13 protein-coding genes, 1 tRNA gene and 1 pseudogene are annotated in these 12144 nt (G+C 67.0%); 3 read left to right on the top strand and 12 right to left on the bottom strand.

All coding sequences use genetic code 11. From position 1 onward, the window contains the following. Positions 1-2: 2 nt before the first annotated feature. The 11 genes from FHD68_RS02555 to FHD68_RS02505 all read right to left on the bottom strand — a co-directional run bounded on the left by FHD68_RS02555 (position 3) and on the right by FHD68_RS02505 (position 9766). Positions 3-377: a hypothetical protein gene (locus tag FHD68_RS02555; protein WP_127897851.1), complete on the bottom strand. Its 375-nt coding sequence runs from the start codon at positions 375-377 to the stop codon at positions 3-5. 173 nt (positions 378-550) lie between these two features. After that, a complete protein-coding gene (locus FHD68_RS02550) occupies positions 551-1921 on the bottom strand; it encodes a glutamate--cysteine ligase (RefSeq protein WP_127897850.1) in 1371 nt (456 codons plus the stop codon). A 71-nt stretch (positions 1922-1992) separates the two neighbouring features. After that, a complete protein-coding gene (locus FHD68_RS02545) occupies positions 1993-2499 on the bottom strand; it encodes a hypothetical protein (protein ID WP_045981075.1) in 507 nt (168 codons plus the stop codon). Between the two features lie 40 nt (positions 2500-2539). Next, positions 2540-2974 (bottom strand): molybdenum cofactor biosynthesis protein MoaE, encoded by a 435-nt coding sequence (locus FHD68_RS02540; protein ID WP_127897849.1) that lies wholly within the window; start codon positions 2972-2974, stop codon positions 2540-2542. Then, the gene (gene moaD / locus FHD68_RS02535) at positions 2974-3225 is read right to left on the bottom strand and encodes a molybdopterin converting factor subunit 1 (protein WP_139085116.1); all 252 of its coding nucleotides are present in this window, start codon (positions 3223-3225) and stop codon (positions 2974-2976) included. Before moaD ends, FHD68_RS02540 begins: the two co-directional genes overlap by 1 nt. Continuing rightward, positions 3215-3847 carry a CDP-diacylglycerol--glycerol-3-phosphate 3-phosphatidyltransferase gene (pgsA, locus tag FHD68_RS02530; RefSeq protein ID WP_045981072.1) on the bottom strand — a complete coding sequence of 211 codons (633 nt, stop codon included), beginning with the start codon at positions 3845-3847 and terminating at the stop codon, positions 3215-3217. The genes moaD and pgsA overlap by 11 nt, the downstream gene beginning before the upstream one ends. 74 nt (positions 3848-3921) lie before the next feature. Continuing rightward, the gene (uvrC, locus tag FHD68_RS02525; RefSeq protein WP_127897847.1) at positions 3922-5772 is read right to left on the bottom strand and encodes an excinuclease ABC subunit UvrC; all 1851 of its coding nucleotides are present in this window, start codon (positions 5770-5772) and stop codon (positions 3922-3924) included. A gap of 300 nt (positions 5773-6072) precedes the next feature. Continuing rightward, positions 6073-6852, bottom strand: a complete 780-nt coding sequence (locus FHD68_RS02520; protein WP_280115159.1) for an SDR family oxidoreductase — start codon at positions 6850-6852, stop codon at positions 6073-6075. After that, on the bottom strand, positions 6849-7781 hold the full coding sequence (locus FHD68_RS02515; RefSeq protein ID WP_045981070.1) for a calcium/sodium antiporter: 933 nt from the start codon (positions 7779-7781) through the stop codon (positions 6849-6851). The genes FHD68_RS02520 and FHD68_RS02515 overlap by 4 nt, the downstream gene beginning before the upstream one ends. Positions 7782-7886: 105 nt before the next feature. Continuing rightward, positions 7887-8696: a S49 family peptidase gene (locus FHD68_RS02510; RefSeq protein ID WP_045981110.1), complete on the bottom strand. Its 810-nt coding sequence runs from the start codon at positions 8694-8696 to the stop codon at positions 7887-7889. 44 nt (positions 8697-8740) lie between these two features. After that, entirely contained in the window at positions 8741-9766 is a 1026-nt protein-coding gene (locus FHD68_RS02505) for a LacI family DNA-binding transcriptional regulator (RefSeq protein ID WP_045981069.1), read from the bottom strand. 110 nt (positions 9767-9876) lie between these two features. Here FHD68_RS02505 and FHD68_RS02500 point away from each other — a divergent pair. From FHD68_RS02500 to mobC, 3 genes are all read left to right on the top strand, one after another. Next, positions 9877-9953, top strand: a tRNA-Arg gene (locus FHD68_RS02500). Positions 9954-10111: 158 nt separating this feature from the next. Further along, on the top strand, positions 10112-10978 hold the full coding sequence (locus tag FHD68_RS02495; protein WP_127897845.1) for a hypothetical protein: 867 nt from the start codon (positions 10112-10114) through the stop codon (positions 10976-10978). 141 nt (positions 10979-11119) lie between these two features. Continuing rightward, a complete protein-coding gene (gene mobC, locus FHD68_RS02490; RefSeq protein WP_127897844.1) occupies positions 11120-11395 on the top strand; it encodes a plasmid mobilization relaxosome protein MobC in 276 nt (91 codons plus the stop codon). A gap of 104 nt (positions 11396-11499) precedes the next feature. Here mobC and istA read toward each other — a convergent pair. Continuing rightward, positions 11500-12144, bottom strand: a pseudogene (gene istA / locus FHD68_RS02485) (IS21 family transposase); the annotation flags it as partial.

Genomic DNA, 12144 nt, shown 5'->3' with positions numbered 1-12144 from the left:
CCTCAGCGCTTGGCGACCAACCCGCGTCCCGGACGCACGGCGCGCACGGGCGCGGCGGCCAGACCGGTGGGCGTGAACGGCCCCTGCATCGGCGGGGCGGCCTCGGGTTCGACGGCGGCAACAGGCAGCGTGCCGCCCAACCGTTGCAGCGCATCGACACCCCGCCGCGCCGACACCGCGATCGAGATCAGCGCAAGGCAGGCCCCCGCCAGCAGGATCAGCGCGACCAAACCCACCAGCCCCAGAAGGATCGGCCAGGGCGGCATCCCCTCAGCCTGCCGGATCAGCAGCACGACCGCCGCCAGCAGCGCCAGCACCCCCAGCCCAAAGACCGCGGCCACCAACCGGCCGACCCATTGCATCACATCACCGCGCATCGCATGCCCCCGCATCTTTTGCGCCGGGGTGCCACCACCGGCGGCCCAGATCAAGACATCGCGGACGGGCGCGGCTCACACTCGCGTGCGTCGGCATCCGTTATGCGGGACGCCCAAGGGGGGTTCGGGGGGACGGGACGTCCCCCCGGCACGTCGCGGGACGCAATCGGCGATCAGTAGGAGTATTCGTCGTAGATCCGCGTCAGATCGCCGTTCCAGGCGCCGCGATACTTCTCCAGCAACTCGTCGGCGGGGACCTTGCCGCTGTCGACGCTTTCCTTCAGCGCGTTCAGGAAATGCGTCTCGTCGGGGACCAGGCCGTCGTTTCCCGACCGGGCGCGGGCCTTCAGCCCGCCCTCGGCAATGGCCAGGACCTCGCGGGCCAGGTCGTGCATCCTCACGCCCCCCGCCTGCGCCTGCAGGCCGTCGCGGCCCGCCGACCGGCGCAGCGCCTCGCGGGTCTCGGCGTCCCATCCCTTGACCAGGTCCCAAGCCGCATCCAGCGCCCCCTGATCATAGGTCAGCCCGACCCACAGCGCAGGCAGCGCGCACAGCCTGCGCCACGGGCCGCCATCGGCCCCGCGCATCTCGATGTACTTCTTGACGCGCGCCTCGGGGAACACGGTGGTCATGTGATCGGCCCAGTCCGACAGCGTCGGCACCTCGCCCGGCAGGGCCGGCAGGCGGCCCTCCAGGAAATCGCGGAAGCTCTGGCCCAGGGCGTCGATGTACTTTCCGTCGCGATAGACGAAATACATAGGCACGTCCAAGACGTAGTCCACCCAGGCCTCATAGCCGAACCCCTCCTCGAAGACGAAGGGCAGCATGCCGGTCCGCGCCGCATCCAGGTTCTGCCAGATATGCGCGCGCCAGGATTTCATCCCGTTGGGCTTGCCGTCCAGAAAGGGCGAATTGGCGAACAGCGCCGTGGCCACCGGCTGCAGCGCCAAAGCCACGCGCATCTTCTGGACCATGTCGGCTTCGGACGCGAAATCCAGGTTCACCTGCACCGTGCAGGTCCGGTACATCATCTGCGTGCCAAGCGTGCCCACCCGACCCATATAGTCGGTCATCAGCCGATACCGCCCCTTGGGCATCATCGGCATGTCATCCTGGCCCCAGATCGGCGCCGCACCCAAGCCGATGAAGCCCGCGCCGATATCGGCGGCGACAGCCTCGACCTCGGCCAGGTGGCCGTTCACCTCGTCGCAGGTCTGGTGGATCGTCTCAAGGGGCGCACCGGACAGTTCCAGCTGGCCGCCGGGCTCCAGGCTGACATTGGCGCCGTCGCGCTCCAGCCCGATCAGCTTGCCGGCCTCCAGGACCGGGGTCCAGTTGAAACGGTCGCGCAGCCCCTCCAGCATGGCCGTGATCGACACGGGACCCTCATAGGGCAGCGGCATCTTGCGCGCGTTGTCATAGCCGAATTTCTCGTGCTCGACGCCGATGCGCCAGGCGTCCTTCGGCTTCTCGCCGCTGGCGATATAGGCGGCCAGCTGGTCACGATGTTCGATGGGGCCTCCGCCCTGCTGGGGAATGGACATGGACGATGAGGCCTTTCAAGGGTTTCCGGTCGGTCACAGGTGGCAACGCGGACGGGCCAAGTCAAGCCGCCTCAGCCCGGCCTCCGCCAAACGGTGCGCATCGCGTCCTGCTGTCGGGCCACCTGCGCCAGTGCTGCCGACACCGCGCCCATGTCCAGACCGGGCAGCGCGGTGAAGGCATCGGCCAGCGCCCCGGCCCCCGCCGCGTCGGCGGGGATCAGCAACGCCTCGCCCGACTGGCTGCGCAGGCGCCAATGCGCATGACCGTCCAGCCGCAACAGGCGGATCTCGACCAGGTCGCGCAGGGGGATCTCTCCGCCCATGTCAGTCGCGCCGTAATAGCGGATCGCCCCCTCGACGATCTCGACCACGCCGGGGGCGGCGACGGGGCGACGAAACGGCGTGCGGCGCAGCGCCCCCAGGGCCAGGCTGCCCGCAACCAATGCCCCTGCCCCGCCCAGGACCGCAAAGAACCAGCCACCCCAAAACGCCACCCACAGCGCGGCCAGCGCCAGCGCCGCAAAGATCAGCAGTTCGGAGTGGGTGCGCAGCAGGCCGCGCAGGTCAGGCCGGATCACGGGCGGCGGCCGGGCATGGGTATTCGGACGACGAAGACGTTCACCACCGGGTCAGCGCGTCCTCGTCCTCGGGGCGGGCGGCGACCCAGCCCGTGGTGCCGTCGCGTGCGATCTCGCGCTTCCAGAAGGGGGCGCGGGATTTCAGCCAATCCATCAGGAAATCGGCCGCGTCGAATGCCGCACGGCGATGGCGGGCGGCGGTGGCGACCATCATGATCTGTCCCCCCACCGGGATGCGGCCATAGCGATGGACGATGCGCCAGTCGGCCAGCCCAAAGCGCGATGCGGCGGTCATGCCGTGATCGGTCAGCGCGCGTTCGGTCATGCCGGGGTAATGCTCGATCTCGAGCGCGTCCAGCATGCCGCCGTCGTCGCGCACGATGCCGGTGAAAGTGACGACCGCCCCGGCCCCCGCGCCAAAGCCCGCAAGTTCGGACGCCAGATCGAAGGGGTCGGATTGGACGCGGGCGCTCATCAGCCGCCCGTCATCGGCGGGAAGAACGCGACCTCTCGGGCGCCGGCCAGGGGCGCGTCCAGATCGGTCAGCTGCTGGTCCACGGCGCAGCGCAGGGCCGCGATGTCGCCAAAGGCCGCGGCGTGCCCGTCAGACTGTGCGGCCAGTTCGGCGATCAGCGCGCGCGGGGTCGCGGCCTCCGTCTGCACGGTTTCGCGGGGGTGGCCGATGCGTTCGCGCAGCCAAGCGAAATACAAGACCTCAACCGTCACGACGGGAATCCTTCAGATAGGGCAGCGCCTTGATGAAATAGTCCCAGCCCGTCCAGGCCGTCAGCGCCGCGGCGATCCAGATCAGCGTCAGGCCGGCATAGGTGGCAAGCGCCGCCCAGCTGCCCGACCAGATCAGCCCGACCTCGCCCACGCGGGGGGCCAGGCCGTGTTCGACATAGGCCAGGCCCGTGGCCAGGAACAGGATCGAGATGGCGACCATCTGCAGGGTCGTCTTCCATTTCGCCAGCTTGGTCACCGCCAGCAGGCGCGACTTGTCGCCCAGGTATTCGCGCAGGCCGGACACGAAGACCTCGCGGAACAGGATGATCGTCACCGGCAGGATCAGCCAGGGGTTCATCCCGGAATACCCGGTGATGACCACCAGCGCGATGACCACCATGGCCTTGTCCGCGATCGGGTCCATCGCGGCGCCAAAGCGGCTTTCCTGTTTCCAGGCGCGGGCCAGATAGCCGTCGATCCAGTCGGTGATCGCCGCGCCCATGAACAGCGCCAGCGCCGCCCAGTCGGCCCAGGGCCTGTGGAAGTACAGAAACATCAGCGGGACCCCGGGGGCCGCCAGCAGACGCAGAAGGGTCAGGATATTCGGAAGGTTCCAACGCATGGCCGCACGCTAGTCCCTGCCGCGGGCGTTGGAAAGGGCCAACGCGCCGCTGGCGAAGCTGTGATCCGGACCTGTCATCCCTTGGCGTTGAAGTGGTCATAGACCTTTTGCGCCATCGCCGCGGAAATGCCCGGCGCCGCCTGCAGATCGGTCAGCCCGGCGCGGCCCACGGCCTTGGCGCTGCCGAAATGCTGCAGCAGGGCGCGCTTGCGCGACGCGCCGATGCCCGCGATCTCGTCCAGGGGGTTTGCCATCTGCGATTTCGCGCGTTTGGCACGGTGGGTGCCGATGGCCCAGCGGTGCGCCTCGTCGCGCAGGCGCTGGACGAAGTACAGGACCGGGTCGTTCATGCGCAGCGCGAAGGGGCGCTGGCCGTGGCGGTGGAACTCCTCCTTGCCATGGTCGCGGTCCTGGCCCTTGGCGACGCCGATCATCGGGATGTCCTCGACGCCCAGTTCGGCCATGATCTCGTGGACGGCCGACACCTGCCCCGCGCCGCCGTCGATCAGCAGCAGGTCCGGCCAGGCCTCGGTCTGGCGGTCGGGATCGTCCTTCAGCAGACGGGTGAAGCGGCGCGTCAGCACCTCCTTCATCATGCCGAAGTCGTCGCCGGGAGTGATCTCGGTGCCCTTGATGTTGAACTTGCGGTACTGGTTCTTGATCCAGCCGTCCGGCCCGGCGACGATCATGCCACCGACCGCGTTGGTGCCCATGATGTGGCTGTTGTCATAGACCTCGATCCGGCGCGGCGGGCTGGGCAGCTCGAACGCGTCGGCCAGCCCCTCCAGCAGGCGCAGCTGGGTGGCGCTTTCGGACATGCGCCGCGCCAGGCTTTCGCGCGCGTTGCGCAGCGCGTTGGTCACCAGGTCGGACTTCTCGCCGCGCAGGGGAACGGCCACGTCGACCTTGCGGCGGGCGCGCTCGGAAAGGACATCCGCGGTCAGGTCCGGATCCTCGGGCGGGTGGGACAGCAGGATCTGGCGCGGTGGCGGGGTGTTGTCATAGAACTGCATCAGGAAGGCCTGCATCACCTCGTCCGGGCTCTCGGCCCCGCCAAGGCGCGGATAGAAATCGCGGTTCCCCCAGCTTTGATTGCCGCGGATGAAGAAGACCTGCACGCAGGCCTGCCCCCCCTCCATGTGCAGGGCCACGATGTCGGCCTCGGCCACGCCCTTGGGGTTGATCGCCTGCACCGACTGCACCGCGGTCAGCGCCTTGATGCGATCACGCAGGGCGGCCGCGCGCTCATACTCCGTGTTCTCGGCCGCGCGGGCCATCTCGGTCGCAAGATCGGACTGGATGGTCGTGGTCTTGCCCTGCAGGAACCGTTCCGCGTCATTGACCAGCGCGTTGTAGTCGGGCGCGCTGATGCGGCCCACGCAGGGCGCGCTGCACCGCTTGATCTGGAACAGCAGGCAGGGGCGTGTGCGGCTCTCGAACACGCTGTCGGTGCAGTTCCTCAGCAGGAACACGCGCTGCAGCTGGGTCAGCGTGCGGTTGACCGCCCCCGCGCTGGCAAAGGGGCCGTAGTAGTCGCCCTTTTCCGACTTCGCGCCGCGATGCTTCTTGATCTGGGGATAGTCGTGGGACTTGGCCACCAGGATGTTCGGGAACGACTTGTCGTCGCGCAGAAGCACGTTGTAACGCGGCTTGAGCTGCTTGATCAGGTTCTGCTCCAAGAGCAGCGCCTCGGTCTCGGTGTTCGTGGTCAGGAACATCATCGAGGCCGTCTCGCGGATCATCCGCGCGATGCGCCCCGAATGGCCCGACGGCCGGGCATAGTTCGACACCCGCGCCCGCAGGTCGCGCGCCTTGCCCACGTAAAGAACCGCCTGCTGGGCATCCAGCATGCGATAGACGCCGGGACTGCTGTCCAGCGTGCGAAGGTAATCCTGGATGAGGGCGTGGCCGGTTTTCTGGGTCATGACGTGAACTTGGTGATTCTCGGCCCCGCTGCAAGTTCCGGGGACCGAAGGCAAGAAGGAAGCTTTCCACGGAATCTGTGGATAATTCTGTGGGTGGGCTGTGAGGATGACCCCGCAGGGCCAGCAATCGTTACAGTTCCGTGAAGTTGCCCTTATTTTAGGCAGATCGCAATGGCGTTGTTATTGCTTGATAATTTTTATTCAGGCCCGTTGTGGACAGAAAAATCTTGCAGAATCCGCATCTTGCAGGGGTCTGCCGGGGTGCCGTGGACAAAATGATCCGATCGTTCCGGATCGGGCCTATTCCGGCCCCAGGACGTCGGGCGTGCGCCACCCCAGATGTTGTCCGCCATCGACGCAGATCAGCTGTCCGGTGACCGCACGCGCGTCCAGGAAGTACCCCAGGGCGTCGGTGATCCCCTGCGCATCCGCCCCCCTGCCCAGCACCGTCGCAGCCCTCTGGGCGGCGAAATGGCGGTCGCTCTGGCGGGCGCCCTGCAGGGTCGGACCGGGACCGATGGCGTTCACGCGGATGTCGGGCGCAAGGGCCTGTGCCGCGGTGCGCGTCAGCGACCACAGCGCGGCCTTGGCGATGGAATAGGTCATGAACTCTGGCGTGGGCTTCAGCACCCGTTGATCGACCATGTTCACCACCAGGCCCGCGGCCTGAGGCTCGCCGTTCTCGTCCGGGCGCGCCTTGGGGCATTGCGCGGCAAAGGCCTGCACCAGCTGGAAGGGCGCGCGAAGGTTCGACCCCAGGTGCCGGTCCCAGCCCTGCATCGTCGCGCTGCGCATCGTGTCGTATTCGAAGATCGAGGCGTTGTTGACCAGCACGGTCAGCGACCCCATCGCTGATGCGACGTCCGGGACCAGCGCGGCGGTCGCATCGGCGTCCAGCAGGTCGACCTGGAAGGTCTGCGCCCGGACGCCCAGGGCGCGTGCATCAGCAGCCGTGCGCTCGGCATCGTCGGCCGAGCCGGCATAGTGGATCGCCACGTCATGGCCGCGCCGCGCCAGTTCCAGCGTCATCGCGCGGCCAAGGCGGCGGGCCGCCCCCGTGACCAGCGCGACGCCCGTCACAGCAGCACCCAGGCATAGGCGGCATAGCCCGCCACGAACAACGCTCCCACCGGCCGCGTCAGGCTGATGCCGCGGAACAGGAACGGGAACAGCAGCAGGGCCGCGCCCAGCATCACCCACAGGTCCAGCCGCAGCATTTCGGGCGGGATGGGCAGCGGAGAGATGACCGCGGTGATCCCCAGGATGGCCAGGATGTTGAAGATGTTCGAGCCGACCACATTGCCAAGCGCCATGTCCGCCCGACCCTTCAGCGCGGATGCGACCGAGGCCGCCAGTTCCGGCAGCGACGTGCCGATCGCGACCAGCGTCAGGCCGATCACGGTCTCGCTGATGCCGAAGGCGCGGGCGATGTCGGTCGCGCCATTGACCAGCAGGTTCGCCCCGACCGGCAGCAGCACCAGGCCCAGCCCCAGCCAGACCGCGATGCGCCCCCAGCCCGCGCCCAGGGTCGCGCCGTCCACGCCGTCGGCCTGCGTCTCCTCGGCGCGGCCAGTGGACAGCTGCCGCCACAGGACCGCGGCCAGCGCCAGCAGCAGGATCACGCCCTCAAGGCGCCCGATCTCTCCGGTCAGGGCGATGCCGATCAACAGCAGCGAGGCCGCGATCATCATCCCCCAGCTTTCGCGCAGGTCGTGCCCCTTGGTGACGATCACAGACACCAGCGCGGTCACGCCCAGGATCACCAGCACGTTGGCGATGTTAGAACCCACGACATTGCCCATGGCGATGCCGCTGGACCCCTTCAGCGCCGCCGACAGCGACACCAGCAGCTCGGGCGCCGATGTGCCGAAGGCCACGACGGTCAGGCCCACGACCAGGGGCGTCATGCCCAGTTTCAGCGACAGTCCGACGGCGCCCTTGACCAGCAGGTCGCCCCCCAGAACCAACAGGGCCAGTCCGCCCAGCACCAGCAGCAGCTCAACGATCACGATGGTCGATCCCCAGAAATTTCTTCAGAAAACGGCGCAGGGCCGGGCCGCGCAGCAGCGCGACGACGACCATGACCAGCAGGAACAGGAGGACGATGCGCAGCATCATCCGCGGGTGCCGAAACGCTGGAATGCGGCGCGATCCTCGGCCGCGTCCATCAGAAGGTCGGCGGACAGGCCAAGGCGGCGCAGCAGCGGCCGGCGCATGCCGTGCACCTCGAAGCGGATCTTGTCGCCGTACAGCGCCTTGAGCCGCGGGACCGGATGGGCGATGCCGTCGGCCAGCCCCAGGCGCACGGATTCCAGCCCTGCCCAGAACTCTCCGGTAAACAGGTCGCGTTCGGCGTTCAGGCGGGTGCCGCGACGGGCGCGGACATGGTCCTTGAACGCCTGGTGGATCGGTTCGAGGATCGCGTGCAGGCGGGCCACGTCGTCGGGATCCTGCGGGCGGAACGGGTCCAGCGTCGATTTCGACGTGCCGGCCGTGTGGACGCGGCGTTCGATGCCCCATCGCTGGATCAGCTGGTCGAACCCGAACCCGGCCGAGATCACCCCGATCGACCCAAGGATCGAGCTTTCGTCCGCCCAGATGTCGTCGGCCGCGCAGGCCAGCCAATAGCCGCCCGATGCGGCCACGTCCTCGACGAAGGCATGGACGGGGATGTCGGTCTCATCCGCCAGCCTGCGGATGCGCGCCGCGATCAGCGACGACTGCACGGGCGACCCGCCCGGCGAATTGATGATCAGCGCCACGGCCAGGGGCTTGCCGCGCCGGAACGCGCGTTCGATCACGGGGGCAAGGGCCGCATCGTTCAGGCCGCCGCCGCGCCCCGCACCACCGATGGTGCCGGACAGGCGGATGACCGCGACGCGGGGCTTGCGGGACAGCAGGCGGGAGACGACGGGAATACGCATCGCCCACAGATAGGCCGCGCGGGGGCGGCCCACAAGGCGGGACGTCAGGCGGGGATGTCGCGGATCGTGTCGCCGGGCAGAAAGGTCGGGGTCAGCGCGATGATGCGGTTGTCGGGCGCCGCGTCCTTGCCCGACACCAGCCGCGCCGCGCGCCGCCCGACATCGACGCGCCGCGCATCCGTGGTGGCCAGGCGCATCGGCAGCCCGTCCAGCAGGTCGACCCCGTTGAACCCCGCCAGCCCCAGCCTGCCGGGCACGTCATAGCCGCGGTCGATGCAGTGCAGCAGCCCCCCTGCCCCGATCATGTCGTTCGAGAAATACAGGAAATCCAGGTCCGGCGCGCGCGTCAGGATGCGCTCGGTCAGCTCGCGCCCCTTCAGCAGGGACGATCCGCCCTGATAGTACTCGCGCGCCTCCAGCTGGACGCCGGCGGCGGCGAGCCCTTCCTCGAAGCCCAGCAGGCGTTTGCGGGCGCGGTGATCCTCGGGCATGTGGGTGCCCACGAAACCGATGCGGCGATAGCCCGCCGCCAGGATACGGTCGGCCATTTCGCGCCCGGCGCGGATATGAGAGATGCCGACCAGCGTGTCGATCCCCTCGCCGTCGACATCCATGATCTCGACCACCGGAAGGCCGGAATTCTGCAGCATCGCGCGCGCCGCCTTGCTGTGCTCCAGCCCCGCCAGGATCACGCCCGAAGGCCGCCAGGACAGCATGTCGTACAGCACCATCTCCTCGCGCGCGGGAGAATAGTTGGTGACACCGATCACCGGCTGCAGGCCGGTATCGTCCAGCTCCGCCGAAATGCCGCCCAACACGTCGGGAAAGACCAGGTTCGACAGCGACGGGATGACCACGGCGACCAGGTTGACCCGCTGGCTGGCCAGTCCGCCCGCGATCTTGTTGGGAACATAGCCAAGCGTCTTGGCCGCGGTCAGCACCTTTTCACGCGTGGCCGCCGACACGTCGCCCCGGTTGCGCAAGACCCGGCTGACGGTCATCTCCGAGACGCCCGACGCCTCGGAGACGTCTCTGAGGGTCAGGGGGCGGCGCGGTCGAATGGGCAGCATGGGGCGTTCCGATCTGTGGATAGCCGATGTTAGCGAAGGACAGACCCGCCCACAACCGCCCCTGCCGCCGCTTGCCAAGCGCCCCCCGATTTGAGTATGCATGCCCGGCAGGCCCCGTGGCTCAACTGGATAGAGCAGCCCCCTCCTAAGGGGCAGGTTACAGGTTCGAGTCCTGTCGGGGTCACCAAAATTACCTGTAAAATATAGGGTTTTTTCATGGTGCTATACAGCACCGTGCAAAACCGCACGTTCGATTGCGCAAAAAATCAGGCCTGATGCGACGGGGTTCTGTACAAACCCCGTACAGTCTAGACGAAGGGAAGATAACCCGAGCGAGGCTCAGTCATGAGTTGGCGCGTAGAGAACGCATGCGCCGACCGGCGATTTGGCAGCGCAGCGCGCAAGCAGATCATCATGTTCCTAGCCAACAAGGCTAGCGATGATGGTTCGGGGATCTGGTGCTCAAAAGGAACAATTCAGCGTCACACCGAGCTTGGCGAAAGCACAGTTAAGCGAACCATTAGCGATTTCATAAATGAGGGCATCCTTGTCGAAACCGGCCGGCGTCCCTGTAAGAACGGATTTACCGTAGTTTACTCGATAGTGCTGGCACGGGTGCATGCGCTAGAGTCGTCCGCTGAACTTTCTTCGAAGGCGGGGGTCACAGTGAACCCCGTTCGCTGTGGCCGCGCTACGGGGTCCACCGTGGCCGGGGTACCGGGGCCACCGTGGACCCCAAATCACCCTACAACCATCCAAGAACCTCCTACGCGCATAGGTGTGAAGGAGGCTGAAGATGATTTTGAAAAGGTCTGGGTCGCGTTCCCGGAGGATCGCCGCCGGGGAAAGCCTGCCTGCATCGAATACTTCCGTGCAGCTTTAGCGACCGGCTTTCAACCTGCCGAGATTAGGTACGCCGCGCAGTCCTATGCCCAGGAAACATCTGGGTTCACCCGCTCGAAGGTCAGCTTCGCGGATAACTGGTTTCGACAGGAGCGCTGGCGAGCAAGCATCGAGACCCGGCGTATCCAGGACACCGTGTCCAAAGCCGATGCAGAAGCCAGCCTGGATGAGCAACGTGCTCGCATGGCGGGGTGGGTGAAAAGCCGCAGCGCCCTGTGTCGTCATATCACCAAGGCACAGCGCCAGATGCTAATCGCCCGTGGCGTTGTGACTATCGAGGAACTGGTTGCTGCGGGTTTGCGGCCATGACACGAAAAGCGTCCAAATCCGTGCAAACTGCCACGTCGTTTAAGCTAAGAGCAAGGCGACCCCTGTCATACGCTGGCGCTTCTGACCGGGAGCCTTGCGAGGGGCGGCGAGCCTCCCCTTCGAACCCCACCGGCACGGGCCATGCCCGCGCTGGCCGGGGTGCCTGCCGCGACCCTGTTGCGCGAGGCGCTGGGCCTCACCGACGCCCGACGCCGCAAGCCGGTGCCGAAGGCCGATCCTGTCCTGATCCGCGAGCTGGGCCGGATCGGCGGCAACCTCAACCAGATCGCCCGCGTCTTGAACCGCAACGCCCTCTCGGGCGCCATTGCGGGCTTTGACGTGGTTCTGGTCGCCCGGCACCTCGTCGGCATCGAGCGCGAGCTGGGCCGTCTGCTGCGGGAGGCGCGGCCATGCTGATTCAGTTCTTCGCTAACGGCAAAGGCGGGGGGGCGGCGCCGGTCGGATATCTGACCGCGACCGAGGTGCTGGCCTATGACGACAACCGCGATCTGCGCCGCGATGGGCGAGACGCGCTTGCTCAGCTCGATGAAGCCGTCAAAGGCCACCGGCAACGGCATCAAGGCAGCCCGTTCTTCGGCCCAGATATCAGCGATCGTGCCAGGCCGCGTCCCATGCGCCGTGCTTTTCCACAGCTCCAGACAATGCTGTTCCAGCCAGACATTCAACGCGGCGAGGTCTGCGAAGTCAGGCATTCCATGAAGCAACTGGTGACGGGAGTCCCGCACGTTCTTCTCGACCTGCCCTTTCTCCCAACCCGCTGCCGGATTGCAGAACTCGGGCTCGAAGACGTAGTGGTTCGTCATGGCGAGGAAGCGCATGTTGACCTCTCGTTCCTTGCCGCGGCCGACACGATCCACTGCCGTCTTCATGTTGTCGTAGATGCCCCGGGCAGGCACGCCACCAAAAACCCGGAACCCGTGCCAGTGGGCGTCAAACAGCATCTCGTGGGTCTGCAGCAGATAGGCGCGCAGCAAAAAGGCCCGGCTGTGCGACAGCTTGATGTGGGCCATCTGAAGCATGGGTCACGCTCTCCACCCAAAATGGCGAAGTCGTCGCTCCAGTCGAACTGGAAGGCCTCGCCCGGACTGAAGGACAAGGGGACAAAGGTCCCCCGTCCTGCCGTCTGCTGCTCACGCTGACGGTCC

It is taken from the genome of Paracoccus marcusii, from assembly GCF_006151785.1.
GTDB lineage: Bacteria > Pseudomonadota > Alphaproteobacteria > Rhodobacterales > Rhodobacteraceae > Paracoccus > Paracoccus marcusii.
The sequence above is the reverse complement of the archived record's forward strand: the minus strand, read 5'-3'. Positions and strand labels throughout refer to the sequence as shown.

What these genes read in the sequence shown, in the direction of transcription:
- FHD68_RS02555 (WP_127897851.1), bottom strand. Translation starts at nt 377, where the DNA reads ATGCGCGGTGATGTGATGCAATGGGTCGGCCGGTTGGTGGCCGCGGTC.
- FHD68_RS02550 (WP_127897850.1), bottom strand. Translation starts at nt 1,921, where the DNA reads ATGTCCATTCCCCAGCAGGGCGGAGGCCCCATCGAACATCGTGACCAG.
- FHD68_RS02540 (WP_127897849.1), bottom strand. Translation starts at nt 2,974, where the DNA reads ATGAGCGCCCGCGTCCAATCCGACCCCTTCGATCTGGCGTCCGAACTT.
- pgsA (WP_045981072.1), bottom strand. Translation starts at nt 3,847, where the DNA reads ATGCGTTGGAACCTTCCGAATATCCTGACCCTTCTGCGTCTGCTGGCG.
- uvrC (WP_127897847.1), bottom strand. Translation starts at nt 5,772, where the DNA reads ATGACCCAGAAAACCGGCCACGCCCTCATCCAGGATTACCTTCGCACG.
- FHD68_RS02510 (WP_045981110.1), bottom strand. Translation starts at nt 8,696, where the DNA reads ATGCGTATTCCCGTCGTCTCCCGCCTGCTGTCCCGCAAGCCCCGCGTC.
- FHD68_RS02505 (WP_045981069.1), bottom strand. Translation starts at nt 9,766, where the DNA reads ATGCTGCCCATTCGACCGCGCCGCCCCCTGACCCTCAGAGACGTCTCC.
- FHD68_RS02495 (WP_127897845.1), top strand. Translation starts at nt 10,112, where the DNA reads ATGAGTTGGCGCGTAGAGAACGCATGCGCCGACCGGCGATTTGGCAGC.
- mobC (WP_127897844.1), top strand. Translation starts at nt 11,120, where the DNA reads ATGCCCGCGCTGGCCGGGGTGCCTGCCGCGACCCTGTTGCGCGAGGCG.